The 16,604-nt window shown below is 39.9% G+C and carries 17 protein-coding genes; 16 read left to right on the top strand and 1 reads right to left on the bottom strand.

All coding sequences use genetic code 11. The annotated features are described in order from the left end of the window. Positions 1-13: 13 nt before the first annotated feature. Positions 14-757: a YebC/PmpR family DNA-binding transcriptional regulator gene (locus TRESU_RS08195; RefSeq protein WP_013701784.1), complete on the top strand. Its 744-nt coding sequence runs from the start codon at positions 14-16 to the stop codon at positions 755-757. Positions 758-838: 81 nt separating this feature from the next. Beyond that, a complete protein-coding gene (gene ruvC, locus TRESU_RS08190; RefSeq protein WP_013701783.1) occupies positions 839-1,324 on the top strand; it encodes a crossover junction endodeoxyribonuclease RuvC in 486 nt (161 codons plus the stop codon). On the opposite strand, the gene TRESU_RS08185 is transcribed toward ruvC, so the two are convergent. Next, entirely contained in the window at positions 1,290-2,027 is a 738-nt protein-coding gene (locus tag TRESU_RS08185; protein ID WP_013701782.1) for a DUF8091 domain-containing protein, read from the bottom strand. The two genes, ruvC and TRESU_RS08185, sit on opposite strands and share 35 nt — an antisense overlap. A gap of 185 nt (positions 2,028-2,212) precedes the next feature. On the opposite strand from TRESU_RS08185, the gene mraZ reads away from it, so the two are divergent. The 14 genes from mraZ to hslV all read left to right on the top strand — a co-directional run bounded on the left by mraZ (position 2,213) and on the right by hslV (position 16,603). After that, positions 2,213-2,656: a division/cell wall cluster transcriptional repressor MraZ gene (gene mraZ / locus TRESU_RS08180; RefSeq protein WP_013701781.1), complete on the top strand. Its 444-nt coding sequence runs from the start codon at positions 2,213-2,215 to the stop codon at positions 2,654-2,656. A gap of 35 nt (positions 2,657-2,691) precedes the next feature. Beyond that, the gene (gene rsmH / locus TRESU_RS08175) at positions 2,692-3,675 is read left to right on the top strand and encodes a 16S rRNA (cytosine(1402)-N(4))-methyltransferase RsmH (protein ID WP_041612338.1); all 984 of its coding nucleotides are present in this window, start codon (positions 2,692-2,694) and stop codon (positions 3,673-3,675) included. Continuing rightward, positions 3,675-3,974, top strand: a complete 300-nt coding sequence (locus TRESU_RS08170) for a cell division protein FtsL (RefSeq protein ID WP_013701779.1) — start codon at positions 3,675-3,677, stop codon at positions 3,972-3,974. The genes rsmH and TRESU_RS08170 overlap by 1 nt, the downstream gene beginning before the upstream one ends. Further along, positions 3,961-5,394: a UDP-N-acetylmuramoyl-tripeptide--D-alanyl-D-alanine ligase gene (locus TRESU_RS08165; protein WP_013701778.1), complete on the top strand. Its 1,434-nt coding sequence runs from the start codon at positions 3,961-3,963 to the stop codon at positions 5,392-5,394. Before TRESU_RS08170 ends, TRESU_RS08165 begins: the two co-directional genes overlap by 14 nt. A gap of 2 nt (positions 5,395-5,396) precedes the next feature. After that, positions 5,397-6,605, top strand: a complete 1,209-nt coding sequence (locus TRESU_RS08160; protein ID WP_013701777.1) for an FtsW/RodA/SpoVE family cell cycle protein — start codon at positions 5,397-5,399, stop codon at positions 6,603-6,605. Then, positions 6,598-7,440, top strand: a complete 843-nt coding sequence (locus TRESU_RS08155) for a cell division protein FtsQ/DivIB (RefSeq protein WP_013701776.1) — start codon at positions 6,598-6,600, stop codon at positions 7,438-7,440. Before TRESU_RS08160 ends, TRESU_RS08155 begins: the two co-directional genes overlap by 8 nt. 12 nt (positions 7,441-7,452) lie before the next feature. Beyond that, positions 7,453-8,697 carry a cell division protein FtsA gene (gene ftsA, locus TRESU_RS08150; RefSeq protein ID WP_013701775.1) on the top strand — a complete coding sequence of 415 codons (1,245 nt, stop codon included), beginning with the start codon at positions 7,453-7,455 and terminating at the stop codon, positions 8,695-8,697. 76 nt (positions 8,698-8,773) lie between these two features. After that, entirely contained in the window at positions 8,774-10,261 is a 1,488-nt protein-coding gene (gene ftsZ, locus TRESU_RS08145; RefSeq protein WP_013701774.1) for a cell division protein FtsZ, read from the top strand. Between the two features lie 3 nt (positions 10,262-10,264). Continuing rightward, positions 10,265-11,158, top strand: coding sequence for a tyrosine recombinase (locus tag TRESU_RS08140; RefSeq protein ID WP_013701773.1), 894 nt, complete (start codon positions 10,265-10,267; stop codon positions 11,156-11,158). Positions 11,159-11,175: 17 nt separating this feature from the next. Further along, on the top strand, positions 11,176-11,910 hold the full coding sequence (locus TRESU_RS08135; protein WP_013701772.1) for a tetratricopeptide repeat protein: 735 nt from the start codon (positions 11,176-11,178) through the stop codon (positions 11,908-11,910). A gap of 38 nt (positions 11,911-11,948) precedes the next feature. Further along, positions 11,949-12,905: a DNA-processing protein DprA gene (locus tag TRESU_RS08130; RefSeq protein WP_013701771.1), complete on the top strand. Its 957-nt coding sequence runs from the start codon at positions 11,949-11,951 to the stop codon at positions 12,903-12,905. A 10-nt stretch (positions 12,906-12,915) separates the two neighbouring features. Further along, positions 12,916-15,111 carry a type I DNA topoisomerase gene (topA, locus tag TRESU_RS08125; RefSeq protein ID WP_013701770.1) on the top strand — a complete coding sequence of 732 codons (2,196 nt, stop codon included), beginning with the start codon at positions 12,916-12,918 and terminating at the stop codon, positions 15,109-15,111. Then, positions 15,104-16,027 carry a tyrosine-type recombinase/integrase gene (locus TRESU_RS08120; RefSeq protein WP_013701769.1) on the top strand — a complete coding sequence of 308 codons (924 nt, stop codon included), beginning with the start codon at positions 15,104-15,106 and terminating at the stop codon, positions 16,025-16,027. The genes topA and TRESU_RS08120 overlap by 8 nt, the downstream gene beginning before the upstream one ends. Before the next feature lie 33 nt (positions 16,028-16,060). After that, positions 16,061-16,603 (top strand): ATP-dependent protease subunit HslV, encoded by a 543-nt coding sequence (hslV, locus tag TRESU_RS08115; protein ID WP_013701768.1) that lies wholly within the window; start codon positions 16,061-16,063, stop codon positions 16,601-16,603. The last annotated feature ends 1 nt before the right edge of the window (position 16,604 follow it).

The following is a 16,604-nucleotide window of genomic DNA, read 5'->3' as shown; positions in this document are numbered from 1 at the left end:
ATAGGAGTTCCGTATGTCAGGACACAGTAAATGGTCAACCATTAAACACGCAAAAGGTATTGCTGATGCAAAACGTGGAGCGCTTTTCACAAAATTCATAAAGGAAATTTCTATCGCGGCAAAAATGGGTGGAGGAGATCCTGATTCTAACCCTCGCCTTAGAACTGCTATGCTCAAGGCAAAGGCTGCTTCTATGCCAAAGGACAATATTGAGCGCGCTATAAAGAAAGGAACTGGTGAACTTGGTGCAGTTTCTTATGAAGAACTTGTTTACGAAGGATATGCTCCGGGCGGAGTTGCTGTTCTCGTGGATGTTCTTACAGACAACAAGAACCGCGCTGCTGCTGATGTTCGCAATATTTTCAATAAAAACGGCGGAAATCTCGGAACAACAGGTTCTACAAGCCGTATGTTTGAGCGCAAAGGCGTTATAGAATATGATGCAGAAAAAGTAAGCGAAGACGATGTTATGAGCGTTGCAGTTGAAGCTGGCGCGGAAGATGTTGTAAATGAAGATGGTGTTATCACTGTAACAACAGATCCTGCTTCATTTGATGCGGTTCTTGAAGCTCTTCAGTCTAAAGAATGGGAAACACTTTCTGCCGCTGTTTCTATGGTTCCGTTTAACTATACAGCAGTTGATGTAGAAACTGCAAAGAAAGTTCAGAAACTTTTGGACAAACTTGAAGAAAACGATGATGTTCAGAACGTTTATTCAACTGTTGAATATCCGGAAGACTTCGATCCAGAAGCCTAAGTTTTGACTTTTTAGTTTTTGTGCAGGCATTTGGTGCGGAATTTTTTTTCGTCCAAGTGCCTTGTTTTTTTTTCAGCATATATGAAAGAACGCCGGATTATAGGCATAGATCCTGGGCTTGCGCATACCGGGTTTGGGATAATCGACTGTGAAAATTCCAGAATTTCTCTTGTGAGCTACGGAGTTATAGAAACTTCAAGCAACGATTCGCATGAAGTCCGCTTGTTTTATATTTACAATAAACTTCTGGCGATTTTGAATGAATTTCGTCCTACAGAAGCCGAAATGGAAACTTTATTTTTTGCTCGCAATACGACTAGCGCGCTTGCAGTGGCGGAAGCAAAAGGTGTTGTGAACTTGTGCCTTGTTCAGCAGGCGATTCCCATTTTTATGTATTCTCCGAATCAGATAAAATGCGCAGTTACTGGAACAAAAACTGCGGATAAAGATACTGTTGCCCGGTATGTTCAGCTTTTGTTGAATTTGAAGCAGCCGCCTCGTCCGGACCATGCCGCGGACGCTCTTGCCGGTGCTATAACACATTTTCATAGCACTTTGTCTGCGTAGAATAAATTTTTGCGTTTCCTTTTTTTCCGACTGTGCTTATAATTTCTATCTTTGAAAGAACCCAAAGCATAAGATTTGCGTCGTTTCTTTTTACAAGAGGAGCATTTTTCTTTAAAAGTTCAAAAAAGTCTTTTGAAGTAAATGTGTCTGGAAGATTTTTTGGAATCAGTTTTTTGTAAGAAGATTTTCCGTGAAGTGTAAAAATTTTTCCTGTCTGCTCAAGACGCTTTCCTGTTTTTTGCCAGTTTTTTTTGAATCTTCGTCTTTTGTTTTTTGACTGGACTGGCTCTTCCGTTTTTACGCGCTCTTCTGTTATTTCTGCTTCGATTATTTCAAGTGTGAAATTTTTTTCGAGCAGAATGGGGATAAGTGCTGTTATTTCCTTGAAAACTGAATATATGTTCTTCTTTAAAGGACTTTTTCGCCTTGTAATTTTTCCCGTGGCGGCATCTTTTGTTTCTATGTACTTTGCGGTTGCAAGCGGATAGACAATTTTTATTTTTCGTTTTTCAGATAAAAAGAATTCTGTTTTTTTGAGCAGTTTTCCAAGCGTTCCTGTCTGAATTTCTATGATTCCGCCGTCAGGACAAAGAATGTCCGCAATGTATGCGCCGATCTTTACTTCTGATTTTCCGTTGCACTGGATTCTGTAAATGGCTTTTAGCGATTTGTGAAGGCTTGTTTCATTCAGTGTGTTTATCATTTTATTACAGCCTGCGGATTTTTATCAGATATAAAAAAGATTCTCAACTATACAGTTTTAAAGTCCAACTGAATTTTCAGCTATAAAAATCAGCTTATCGGAGAGTTTTTGCATTGACATTACGTTTTTTTTTGATAAAATATTTAATAAGTGGGAAATAGTGGGGTAAAGTGGTGGATAGTGGCATGGAAATGCTTTTTGGCGAGTACAACAACACGCTGGACGATAAAGGAAGAATTCAGTTTCCGGCTAAGTTGCGCTCTGTTTTGCAGCAGGAAAGTCTTGTTGTAACTCAGGGGCTCGACCGCTGTCTTATGATTTTCTCCATTGATGAATGGACTTCTCTTAATAAAAAAATTGTGGACTCGGCGTCTTTGTTCAATGACCAGAAACGCCTTGTTATGCGACGCTTTATTGCGCCTGCACAAAAATTGGACTTTGATAAATCCGGTCGTCTTTCTATTCCCCAGACGCTTAGAGATTACGCGGGACTTAAAGGTGAATGTACAATTCTTGGAATCAACAAGTATATGGAGCTTTGGGATTCTGAAAAGTACAGGGCTTATCTTGAGAAAACTGAAGATTCCTTCCTTAAGGCTGCGGAAACTATGGGCGATATTTTGATGTGAGTTTTGCCGCTCAAAAAAAATCAGGCTGGAAAAAAGTGGAAATTGTTCATACTCCTGTATTGCTAAATGAATGTCTCAAATTTCTTTCTCCGATTGGCGAGCCGTTTGAAAAGGACGCTTTTATGATTGATTCAACTTTGGGAGAAGGCGGACATTCGTTTAATTTTTTAAAGAAATTTCCAACTTTAAAAATTCTTGGACTTGATGCCGACAGCGTTATTCAGGCAAGGGCGAAAGAGCGTCTTTCGGAATTTGGAGAGCGGATGAAGTTTTACAATGGCTGGTTCAACGATTTTTATTGCAATTATTCTGAAGAAAGAAAGCCTGACTTGATTTTGTTTGATTTGGGAATAAGTGTTTTTCATTATGAAAAAAGCGGCAGAGGATTTTCATTTCGGCATGACGAAGAGCTTGATATGAGGTTGAATGCTGACACAAAAGAAAGCGCCACCGACATCGTCAATGAAATGCCGGAAGACGAGCTTGCAAATATGATTTATCTTTATTCAGATGAAAAATATTCAAGGCGGATTGCAAGTGCGATTGTTTCTGCAAGAAAGTCTCAGAAAATTGTTTCAACAAAAGCTTTGGCAGATATAATTTTCAATGCCGTTCCTTCAAAATATAAATACGGAAATATTCATCCTGCGACAAGGACTTTTCAGGCTTTGAGAATTCTTGTCAACAGTGAGCTTAAAAGGCTGCCGGAAGCAATCCATGCCGCGTTCAATGTTCTTGCTCCGGGTGGAAAAATAGGCGTTATAACATTTCATTCGCTTGAGGACAGAATTGTAAAAAATTATTTTCGTAATCTTGGAAAGCAATGTGTTTGTCCTCGGGAATTTCCTGAATGTGTTTGCGGCGGAACTCCCTGCGCGGAAATTTTAACAAGAAAACCGGTTGAGCCTTCCGAAGAAGAAATCAAAGCAAATTCGCCTTCCAGAAGCGCAAAGCTCCGTGTTGTGCGAAAACTTCGGGATGCGGAAAAACTTCGGCTTTATGGAGTGGAGGCTTTGTAATGAAAATAAAAAGTTTGCTGAAAAATTTTTGTCTTGTTATATTCTCCTTGGGAATTCCTGGACTTTTGATTTTAAATGGAATTCAGTCAAGCAAATACCGCGAGCTAAAAAAAGAGGTTTTGGATCTTGAGAAAAAACAGGAAAAATTAATAGCGGAAAATAAAAAACTTATAACGGATATAAGCGTGCTTTCAAGTTCGGATAGAATTGAAACTATTGCAGAAAATGATTTGGGCATGAGAAAAGCTGAAACTGAAGAAATCGTGCGCGTGGAGATGAGAAAAAATGAACGAAAATGATTCGCTTTTGTCGCTGGAAGAAATACTTGAAGCCGTTAATGGCGTGCATGTTCTTGGAAACAGTCCGCTTTGCATAAAGTCCGTTCAGACAGACAGCCGCTTGGTTGAAAAAAATACTCTTTTTGTTCCGCTCATTGGCGAAAATCAGGACGGACATTCTTATGTTCCACAGGCGATTGAAAAAGGTGCAAGCGTAGTTTTTATAAGTATGAAAAATTTTGAAAACAACGGAAATTATTTTGTTGAACTTCATGAAAAAAATCCTTCTGTAATTTTTATCGCTGTGGAAAACACTCTTGAAGCTTTGCAGAAATCGGCTGCCCGTTACGTGGAAAAATTTCCGCATCTTATAAAAATTGGCGTTACAGGCTCAAGCGGAAAAACCACAACAAAAGAAATTTTGGTTTCAATACTTTCGCAAAAATACAAAGTCATTTCAAACAAAGGAAATTTAAACAGCGAAACTGGACTTCCGCTTTCTGTGTTCAACATAAGAGCCGAGCATGAGTGCGGTGTTTTTGAAATGGGCATGAACCGTGAAAATGAAATTGGAGAAATCGCTTCTGTGCTGAAGCCACGCTTTGCTGTTGTAACAAATATTGGTACAGCACATATTGGGATTCTTGGAAGCCGTGAAAATATTGCAAAAGAGAAAGCAAAAATTTTCAGTTATTTCGGCGGATTTGGAACTGGCGTAATTCCGGTTGACGATGAGTTTTCAGATTTTTTAAAAAACGAAATTGATGGAAAAGTTGTATTCTATGGAAACGACACTGATTCTGTAAAATATATTTGCGACATGGGATTGAAAGGAACAAAATTCAGCATAGACGGAATTGAAACGATTTTGCCGCTTCCTGGAAAATATAACTACAAAGATGCTTTGGGCGCGATTGCTCTTGCTCAGGTTCTTGGACTTTCTTCACGGCAAATTTCAGATGGAATTTCAAGTTTAAAGCCATTGTCCGGCCGCTCTGAAATTCTTGACGGAAAAAATTTTCTTATTATGCAGGACTGCTACAATGCGAATCCTGATTCAATGGAAAAAGCAATTGAATTTATCGGCTCTGTAAAAAAAGAAGCGGACGCAAAAAAAATTTTTGTTCTTGGCGATATGCTTGAGCTTGGTTCTGATTCAAAATCCGCGCATGAAAAAACTGGACTTCTTGCTGTAAATTCTGATGTTGACCTTGTGATTTTTATTGGAACAGAAATGAAAGCCGCTTTTAAAAAGGCGAAAAATTCTTCTGAAAAAAATATTATTTTTATTGCTGGAAATTCTCAAGATTCAATGGAGCGGGCTGCTTCGGAAATAAAAAAAGTTTTGCACGGAAGTTTAAATTCAATTATATTTATAAAAGGTTCCAGAGGAATGGGGCTTGAGCGGATTTCAAAAATTTTGCTTGCTGGAGACGAGTGATTATGGGAGAATACAGATTTTTTCCTGACCGTCCTGTGTCAAATTATAGAAAAAGCGATTCTGTTTTTATTGTCTGCTCTTTGCTTTTGTGGGGACTTGGAATTTTTACGCTTTATGTTTGTTCTCCTGGAGTTGGCGAGCGCTTCTTCGGAAATAAAAATTATTTTTTAAATAGGCAAATTGTTTCTTCTGTTGTAGGTTTTTTCGGATTGATTTTTTTCGCAGTTGTTCCTGTAAAGAAAATCCGAAAATTCGTTTTTATGTTTGCCGTGATTTCTTTTGTTCTTTGCATTCTTGCGTTTCTTCCTGGAATTGGAAGCGAAAGAAAAGGCGCTTCAAGATGGATTGTGATTCCGCATTTATTTTCTTTTCAGCCATCGGAACTTGTGAAGTTCGCAATTGTAATGTACTTGGCGCATATGTTTGACGCTCACTCTTCTGAATACGAGGAAAGCTCCAAGGAATTTATTTATCCAGTTGTGGCGCTTTTGCTTTTTGTTGTTGTGATTTTTTGTCAGAGAAATTTATCCACGGGAATTTTTGTTTTTGCACTTGGTGTGGCGATGTTTATTTTGTCTGGCGCATCTTTAAAATGGCTTATTCCGTTTTCTATTCTTGCTATTCCAGCCGCAGTGATTTTGGTTTCCATGGAAGAATACCGCTTGATGAGAATTCTTGCATATATTTTTCCTGAAAAATTCAGGCTGACAGCAGGCTATCAAACTTCAGCATCTGAAAGGGCGATTGGCTCAGGTGGAATTTGGGGAACTGGAATCGGCGACGGACTTGAAAGAATTTCTGCAATTCCAGAGATTCAGACTGACTATATTTTTGCAGGCTGGGCTACAATGATGGGGCTTTTTGGCGTAACATCTTATTTTATTTTGCTTGTAGTTTTTGCCTGCCGCGGATTTAAAATTGCCCTTAACTGTCCGGATCGTTTTGCGGCTTACGGTTCATTTGGATGCACGCTTTGCATTTTTTGCCAGTCGGTTTTTAACTGCGCCGTTGTCTGCGGAGCTTCTCCTACAACTGGAATTCCATTGCCGTTTTTTTCTTCAGGCGGCTCGTCCCTTATAATAACGCTCTGCATGTGCGGATTTATTATAAACGCTTCACACTGCGATGCCGATAAAGAATCAGGGCAAACTTTGAAAAATAAATTTGATAACATAGAAACAATCGGGGGAGTTGTAGTTGAATATGAGTGATGCGGCGATTTCTGATTTTGAAGAATTTTGGGGTTCTTTTGAAGGTGTAAAAACTTCTGAAAAGGCAGACAAGAAAGCAAGTGAAAAAAAATATATTGCTCTCAAAATTGTTGTTTTTGTGCTTGGATTTTTTCTTTTTGTTGAAGGAATTATCTATGCTTTTGTTCTTCCGTGCTTTGGACATCCAGCTATAATTTATTCAGGCTTGGATTCTTTTGCGCGGAAAGATATAGCTGAGCGGCTTGCGCCTCTTTCAAATTCGTCTTGGACAGGATTCGACACAGACCGTGCGGCTTCAATTTTGAGCAACGTTTCTTATATTGAAAGAGTTTCCGTTGACAAGCGTTTTCCAGACAAGATTTTTATTTCCGTAAAAGAAAGAACTCCGGTTGCAAAAACTATTCTTTCTGTAAATGGTGTGTCAAAGTCTGTTCAAATTGACGAAAATTGTGTACTATTCAGCATACAGTCAGATTCCATTTTGCAGGACAGTTCTGTTCCTCTTATTTCAGGACTTCCTATTGAAAATCTTCAGGAAGGAATGAGACTTCCGGCAAAATATCGTGTGCTTATGGAGCAAATTTCAGCGATAAGAAATTTGTCTCAGAAATATTTTGCCGCGATTTCAGAAATTCAGGTTGTGCCTAAAGAGTATGGAAACTACGAGCTTGTTCTTTATCCTACACAGGCAAAGGTCAGAGTTCTTACCGACCGCTCTTTGACTGAAGACGCGCTGAAGTATATGATGGTTGTTCTTGACGTTGTAAATTCTATAGAACCGGATGTTGTGGAAGTCGATTTGCGATATGATTCGCTTTCATACAGATGCCGTTGAGTGAGGAATATTTTGGCTCGGACAATTGTTGGTCTTGATATTGGCACTTGCTGGATCAGGGCAGTTATTGCAGAAGTAAATGCAAATGACGAAATTGAAATAATAGGAATTTCAAAAAGACCGTCTCAGGGAGTTAGAAACGGAATAATCGTCAATATTGATGCAACAAAAAATGTAATAAAAGAAACAATTGAAGCTGCCGAAATCAGCGCGGGTACAACAGTTGTTGAAGTTTATACTTCAATCGGTGGTTCACAGGTTACAAGTCTTCCTTCTACGGGTGTTGTTGGCGCAGATCCTAAAGGCGGAAACCGTGAAGTTGAAATCAAAATGGAAGCAAAGAACCGTGCGTTGGATTGCGCCCAGGCTGTTTCAATTCCGCTGAATGAAATTCTTCTTCACATTCTTCCGCAGGAATATCTTGTTGACGGACGCGAATATGCAAATCCAATCGGAATAAAAGGCGTGCGGCTTGAAGTAAAGACTTTGCTTTTAAAAGTTTCAACTTCAGCCTATGCGAATATAAATGAATGTATTATGCGCGCAGAATATCAACTTAGAAGGATCACGCTTAAAACTTTGGCGGCTGCCTATGCGACTTTAAGAGAAGACGAGCGCGATCTTGGTTCTATTTTGATTGATTTGGGCGGCGGTTCTACGGATGTGATTGTTCTGAACAAAGACGCTCCGGTTTTTACAACTTCAATTCCAGCTGGCGGAAACCGTGTTACAAATGATATTTCCGAAGTAATGGGTGTTCCTTTTTCTGTAGCTGAAGAATTGAAAATAAAGTACGGTACTTGTTGGCTTAACGAAGGAGAGGAAAATGAGGAAGTTATAATTCCTGGCGTTGGAGGACTTCCGCCTGAGCTTACAAACAAAGCGGCTTTAAGTGAAATTATAACGGCGCGTGTTGAAGAAATTCTTGTTTCTGCAAAAAAAGAAGTTGTCAGACGTTCTGGTCTTACGGAACTTAGGGGAACGATTGTTCTTACTGGCGGAGGAGCTCTTATGCCTGGCATTGAAACTCTTGCGCAGGAAGTTTGGAAGACTACGGCTGTTAGAATCGGCTGTTGTGCGGATTTTGGTGGAACTGATGATTCTTATAGAAATGCGGATTTTGCGACTGCTGTTGGACTGGTTCTTGCGAATAAAAATGATGATTCTTCTGCGGCGGTTTCCCGCAAAGTTTCAAAAAAACAAAAAAAGGATTCAATGTCCAGCTGGTTTAAGAACTTGTTAAAAAAGATAAATTGATAAACTAAATATTTTTGGATGCGCTCTGTTTTTAATGGGGATTAAGAAGCAGAATGCGCGGGTCGGGAGGAATAATATGGAATTTACAAATGTTGAAGATACGTCTTCTCAAAAAATGAATGTGCCGCTGAGTGGTTCAGTTTTGCAGTCAGCTTCAAGCGTTGAAAATGACGAGCCGTTGAATTTTGATGACGAGCTTGGTGACATAAATCCTACTGTTATAAAAATTATTGGCTGTGGAGGCGGAGGCTCTAGTGCGGTTCAGCGCATGATTGAAGACGGAGTTTCTGGTGTTCAGTTTATTGTTTTAAATACAGATAAGCAGGCTTTGCATAAATCAACTGCGCAGTTAAGAGTTCCGATTGGACAGAAAATTACAGGCGGACTTGGCGCGGGCGGAAATCCTGCTGTTGGTGAAAATGCCGCAAAAGAAGATGCTGAGCGTATTTCACGAATTATTTCCGGTGCAAACATGGTTATTATAACTGCCGGAATGGGGGGCGGAACTGGAACAGGTTCCGCGCCTGTTGTTGCGGAACTTTCTCACAATGCTGGAATTCTTACAATTGCCGTTGTTACAACTCCTTTCGAATTTGAAGGAAAAGTCCGCATGGATAACGCTATGGAAGGACTTGAAAAACTTAGGCAAAATGTAGACAGCTTGATTGTTCTTCCGAATGATTTGATTTTTAAGGCCGTTGAAAATGTTGACCACCGCATGACTTTTAGAGAACAGTTCAAGTTTGCGGACGGACTTTTGTGTGCTGGCGTAAAGGGAATTACTGAACTTATTACTCAGCCTGGTGATATAAATCTTGATTTTGCCGATGTAAGAAAAATCATGTACGGTTCAGGCGATTCAATTCTTGGCGTTGGAAAAGGCAAGGGTGAAAACAGAGTCAACGAAGCTGTTGAAGGTGCGATTGCAAATCCTCTGCTTGAAAATCGCCAGATTGACGGCGCAAGAAAAATTCTCATTAACATAACAAGTAATGGAAATTTGGATTTGGAAGAAACACAGGATATTGTGAATTTAATCAAGCATTCTGCAAGCAAAGAGGCGGAAATAATCTTTGGACTTTCAGAAAATTCCGCAATGGAAGACGACGAAGTTTCTGTTACCGTAATTGCAACTGATTTTAGCGGCAATGACGACTTTGCAACTTCAGTTCCTTTGGAAGAAGATGAAAAAGATGATTCTGTTGCCGACTATGGTGAATTTATCCGTGCATTGGGCGGAAAAACTGAATCCGATTCAAAACCTGCAAAACATTCCGAACATTTTAGTTCCATAGATTTTAAAAATTCTTCAGTTGAAAATTCCGCACCAAAAGAAAATGACGAAACTTCATTTGCTCCAGCGGAATCTCTTGGTGAACGAGAGACTGTTTCGCTTGTTGAAAATCAGCCTGAAGAAAAAAATTCTGCAGAAGAAAAAAGACCGTTTTCTGGGCACAAGCTTCCATCGGGAATAAAAATTGATCCGAACGACATAAATCAGCCGGCGATTTATAGAAAACGCTTGAACGGACTTTCGCGCTCCATAGATTTGACGCAGCTTTAATATATGGAAAAAAAATCTCTGCTTCAGGAATTTTACAGTGAGCTTCTTTTTGTGGAAAATCACGGAAAACTGACGGCGGAAACTTATTTGATTTGTGTTCAGGAATTTCTTGATTATCTGGAAAAAAATGAAACGCCGCTAGAAAAAGTTACGGTTCAGTCTTTGCTTTATTATACGGCTTTTAGAAAAACTTCCGGAAGAAAAGAAATTACGCTTGCAAAAGATTTGTCTGCGCTTAGAATTTTTGGTTCGTTTTTAGTCCGAAAAAAAATATGGATTGAAAATTTTGCGCATGAAATCGGAAAGCCTAAGGTTTCAAGGGCTTTGCCAAAAGTTTTGGAAGTTGAGCAGGTTGACAGCCTTTTGGCTTCAATTGACGTGAAAAAGCCGCTTGGAATAAGAGACCGCGCGTTGTACGAAGTGATTTACAGCTGCGGACTTCGGATAAGCGAAGCTTGTTCACTTTTGATTGCAAATGTACATTTTGACGAAAACCTGATTCTTGTCCGCGGAAAGGGCAGCAAGGAGCGTCTTGTTCCGTTTGGAGAGGATGCGGCGTTTTGGCTTAAGAAATGGATTTTTGAAATTCGCCCAGGATTTGTAGGAAGTAGAATTATTCCTGAAGTTTTTGTAAATTCTAAAGGAAATCCTATTTCAAGAAAAGGAATTTGGAAGAATTTCAAGGCCATGGGAAAGAAAACTGGAATTGAAGCGAAAGTTCACACTTTGCGTCATTCCTTTGCAACACATTTGCTTTCAGGCGGCGCGGATTTAAGATCTGTGCAGGAACTTTTGGGGCATTCGGATTTATCTACAACGCAGATTTATACGCACATAGATGATTCAAGGCTTGAAGAAAGCCACAGGGATTTTTTCCCGGGTCATAAAACTGAATAAAACAACGGAGGATTTTTATGAAAAAAATTATCAAAATTTCGTTTGCTCTTTTGATTTCTTTTGCGGCGATTTCTTGTTCTCCTTCTTATAATTCTATAAAACGGATGCAGCGAATTGAAGAAGGTGTTTCAAATCCTACGACAAAAGAAGAACTTGAAGAAGCTATAAAAAAATACGATGCCCGCGCAATGGATTTGGCTCTTACAGAAGGTCAGATTGGAATTTGGTATAAAATTCTTGGAACCCGTTATATTGACCAGCAGATGTACGGAAAAGCTTTGGAATGTTTTCAAAAGGCTTTGTCTTATTATCCGGACAATGCGAATCTTTATTATTATGTAGGAAGCTGTGCAGGCCACATGGCGAACGCTAGCCTTGATTTTGATGCTAAAGGAACTTCGTCAGATGAAGCGATAAAAAAAATGAATTATCTTCGGCTTGCGGAAAGTTCGTATCTTCAGGCATTGAAAATTAACCCGAAGTATTACCGCGTTTTGTACGGACTTGGAATTCTTTACGTTTTTGAATTCGGGCAGGGCGACAAGGCGATTCCTTATCTTGAAAAATTTCTTTCTGTTCAAACCAGAGATACAAATGCAATGTTTGCTCTTGCGGGCGCGTATTATTTAACGTATCAGTTTGACAAGGCTATTGAGCTTTACGACAAAATTATTGAGCTAAAACCTAATGATGAAAAAGTTAAGGCTGCGCAGGAAAACAAAAAGAAATGCCTTGAGCTTCAGTATAAATAAAATTTGCATTTTATAACAGTTTTTTATATCTTTTTCTTGTGGATATTTTAGACATTGCAATTTCATCAATAACATTCCTTTCTGCCAAAGAAAAAATTCTTTTAAAGAAAAATATTGACAGCATGGATAATCTTGCGTTACTGTCTATAGAAGAGCTTTCTACTATTATAGGCAGAAGTTTGGGAAGGGCGGCTTGGAATGGAAAAGCGTGCAGGGCTTTAGCTGAAAGAAGTTTTAGCCTTGCAGAATCAAAAGGAATAAATTCCGTTTTTTATTATGAAGCGGAATTTCCTGCCATGCTTAGGACTATTCCAGATTCTCCTTACGCATTTTTTTACCGCGGAACCTTAGAAGCCTTGAAAAAGCCGTGTGTTTCTGTTGTGGGAACACGATGCATTTGTGAAAAAACTGCGCATGCGGCTTTTGGCTTTGCAAGGGAAGCTGCTTTTTGCGGGCAGACTGTTATTTCCGGGCTTGCAAATGGAATTGACAGTTTTGCTCATAAAGGCGCTCTTTCCAGCGGAATTTTGCAGTCAACTGCGGCGATTCTTCCGTGCGGAATCGATACTGTTGTTCCTTATGGAAACAGAAGCCTTGCCCAGCAGATTGTAAAAAACGGCGGATTTATTGCAAGCGAGTATGTTCCCGGCATTCCTGCTGAGCCTTGGAGATTTGTTCAGCGGAACAGGCTTGTGGCGGCTTTGTCTTCGTGCACTGTCGTTGTTCATGCTCCTGCTGGAAGCGGTGCTCTTATTACTGCTGATTTCGCCCTTGATTACAACCGCGATGTTGTTTTTCATTCGGCTGGATTTTGCAGTGAAGCTGAAAAAAATGGGCACGGCGGAAAGAAAAGTGTCCGTACTTCTGAAAAATTTATTGAGGAAGGAGCTCCGGTTATAGAAAACTATGCGGATTTTGTCGCGGTAAAAAAAAATGCTCCGGGATTTAAAGTCTGTAAAAATAAAGGACAGCTTGAATTTTTTGATTCATGCTGACAGGTGAATTATGGCTGAAAAAACTGCTAAAAAAACATCGAAAAAAGAGGCAAAAAAGAACACTCTGATTATTGTTGAGTCTCCTGCGAAAGCAAAGACAATTGAGCATTATCTTGGAACTGGCTACACGGTAAAGGCTTCTATGGGACATCTTATTGATTTGCCCAAAAGCCGCATCGCAATCGATGTAAACAATAATTTTCAGCCGGAATATATAACTGTCCGCGGGCGTGCAAAGCTTTTAAAGGAACTGCAAAAAGATGCAAAGAATTCTTCTGGCGTTTTGCTTGCATCGGATAATGACCGTGAAGGTGAGGCAATTGCATGGCATTTGAATAACGCGCTCAAGGAAAAAACCGCAGCTCCCATACATCGCATTGTTTTTAATGAAATTACTCCAGTTGCGATAAAGGAATCTGTAAAAAATCCACGTGAAATAGACGAAGCAAAGGTAAATGCGCAGAAAGCCCGCCGTGTTCTTGACAGGCTTGTTGGCTACAATTTGAGTCCGCTTCTTTGGAAAAAAGTAAAAAACGGACTTAGTGCCGGACGTGTTCAGTCTGTTGCGTTGCGTCTTATTTGCGAGCGTGAAAAAGAAGTTGAAGATTTTATTCCTGAAGAATATTGGTCTCTTGATGCGGATTTTGCGAAGGGAAAAAATAAATTTACGGCTCAGCTTGTTCAGTACAAAGGAACAAAACCTGAACTGAAAAATGAAAATGCTGTTAATGATATTATAAAAGAAATTCAAAACAGCGAATGCAAAGTTTTAGACATAAAGGAAACTGAAAAAACTGTCCGTCCTAAGCCTCCTTTTACAACTTCAAAACTTCAGCAGGCAGCGGCAAACAGGCTCAGTTTTACTTCAAGAAAAACAATGCAGATTGCCCAGCGTCTTTATGAAGGCGTGCAGATTGGAAACACTCGCGTTGGACTTATTACCTATATGCGTACCGATTCTGTCCGCATAAGCCAGACCGCTATAAACGATGTAAGAGAGTGGATTGGAAAAAATTTCCCGGAGGATCTTCCTGCTGAAAAAATTGAATATGCAGTTGGAAAGAGCGCACAGGATGCTCACGAAGCGATTCGTCCGACTTATGTAAAGTATACTCCAGACAGCGTGAAGGAATATTTGACTCGTGAAGAACTTCGTTTGTACTCGATTATTTGGGAACGTTTTGTTTCAAGTCAGATGAACAATGCTAAGTCAAAGACGACTAGTGTTGATATTCAGGCTGGAGACGCTTTGTTCCGTGTGAGCGCAAGCAAGTTAAGCCACAAAGGTTTTTATAATGTCATAAAGACACTTTCTTCAAAGGAAGATGTAACAGGAAGCCTTCCTTCTCTTAAGATTGGTGAAATTCTTTCAAGCGGAAAATTTTATCCTGAGCAGCATTTTACTCAAGGTCCGGCTCGTTACACTGATGCTTCAATGGTAAAAACTTTGGAGGAAAAGGGAATCGGCCGCCCGTCAACTTACGCGCCTATAATTTCAGTTTTGCTTGACCGTTATTATGTTACGCGGAATAACAAGCAGCTTGTTCCAACGATGCTCGGAAAGATCATCTGCAAGATTCTTGTGGAATCATTTCCTGATGTTATAAATGAGCAGTTTACTTCTGAAGTTGAAAATAATCTTGACAAGGTTGAGCAGAATGAGCTTGTCTGGAACAATATGATTGCGGATTTCTTTGGACCGTTTAAAAATCGTGTTGAGGAAGTCATGGAAAATCAGGAAAGCTTGAAAGGAACTCTTGATGAGCCTACTGATGAGATTTGCGAGAAGTGCGGAAAGCCAATGGTGAAAAAACTTGGACGCTTCGGATACTTTCTTGCCTGCTCTGGATTTCCTGAGTGCCACAATACAAAAAGTGTTCCGCTTGCAAAATGTCCGCGCAAAGGCTGTGATGGGCATATTGTCGCAAGAAAAACAAAAGGCCGTGGAAAAGAATTCTATGGATGCACAAATTATCCTGAATGCACATTTATTTCGCATTTTAAGCCTATTGATGTTTATTGCCCTAAGTGCGGCTGGTTTCTTGTTGAAAAATACGACAAGAAAAACGGTTCATATAAAAGCTGCATAAATCCTGACTGCGACTATCTCCATTCAGCGGATGAAGCTGTTGCTGCTGAAGCTGCAGGAGAATTTGCAAAGGCGAACAAGGCTGATAAAGTGTCAAAAGAATCCCAAAATGCCTGAAACTCTCTTTGAATGTTCCGAAGAATTTTTGATTTACCTCGGAAGTGTGCGCGGACTGTCTGAAAATACACTTTTGTCTTACAGGCAGGATTTGGCTCATTTTTGCGAATTCTTTGGAAATGATAAATCGGCAGAAGGACTGACACTGGAAGATTTGAGGCTTTTTGTTGGATATTTGAGCCGCAGAAAATATTCAGTGGCTTCTATAAATAGAATTATTTCCGCAGTCAGAGGATTGTTTGCATATTTAAAGAAATTTGGTTATATTTCTAAAAACGTTTCCTACGAGTTAAAGTGTCTTCGTCAGCCAAAAACACTTCCGCGCTTTATGTCTCAGGTTGAAATTGACAATGTTTGCCGTCAGCCTGAAAAAAAAGAGCTTTTGTGGGCATCAAGGGACAAGGCGATTTTTGAAATGATGTATTCTTCTGGATGCCGTGTGAGCGAGCTTGCTTCCTTGAAGTTTCAGGATTTTACAAGTGATTTTAGAAGCGCAATTGTTACAGGAAAAGGAAAAAAAGACCGCCGCGTTTATTTTGAACAGGACGCAAGAAATTCCCTTATGCTTTATTTGAAGGAACGAAAGGCGAGATTTCCGCAGGCTGAAAAAGGATGCGCTGGCGAAGTAAGCAGAATTTTTTTAAGCCAAAAAGGAACTGCGCTTTCAGCCCACGGAATTTGGTACATCGTGAGCCGATACACAGGAATTGAAGGAACAGGAAGCCATGTTTCGCCTCATGCTTTTAGGCACACTTTCGCTACGGGTATGCTCAATTCCGGCGCGGACATAAGAATTGTTCAGGAGCTTCTTGGGCATTCCAACATAAGCACGACCCAGCGTTATACTCATGTAACTTTGGAACGTTTAAAAAAAGTATACAGCCAGGCGTTTCCGCATTCAGGAAAAAAAGACTGAAATAAAAACTGCCTGCTAAGGAGAATATAAATTATGGAAAATGAAAATAAAATCCGCAGCACCACTGTAATCGCTGTAAGGAGAAACGGAAAAGTTGCCATGGCTGGAGACGGTCAGGTTACTATGGGAAACACTGTTATGAAGGGCAACGCAAAAAAAGTGCGCCGCATTTATGATGGCAAAGTTCTTACAGGATTTGCCGGAGCAACCGCAGACGCTTTTACTCTTTTTGATAAATTTGAAGAAAAACTCAAGACATTTAACGGCGACCTTACTCGTGCCGCTGTTGAGCTTGCAAAACTTTGGCGAACAGAACGTTCAATGAGCAAGCTTGAGGCGCTTTTGCTTGTGGCTGATTCAAAAAAAATCCTTTTGATTTCAGGAAGCGGAGATGTCATTGAGCCAGAAAACGATATTCTTGCAATCGGTTCTGGAGGAAATTATGCTTATGCGGCGGCGATGGCTTATATGGAATCTTCACAGTTTTCAGCAAAAGAAATTGCCCAGAAGTCGCTTGCAATCGCAGGGCAAATTTGCATTTATACTAACAGCAATGTTGTAGTTGAGGAGCTTTAAT

It is taken from the genome of Treponema succinifaciens DSM 2489 (assembly GCF_000195275.1).
GTDB classification, from domain to species: Bacteria; Spirochaetota; Spirochaetia; order Treponematales; family Treponemataceae; genus Treponema_D; species Treponema_D succinifaciens.
This window is presented reverse-complemented; position numbering and strand designations above follow the sequence as displayed.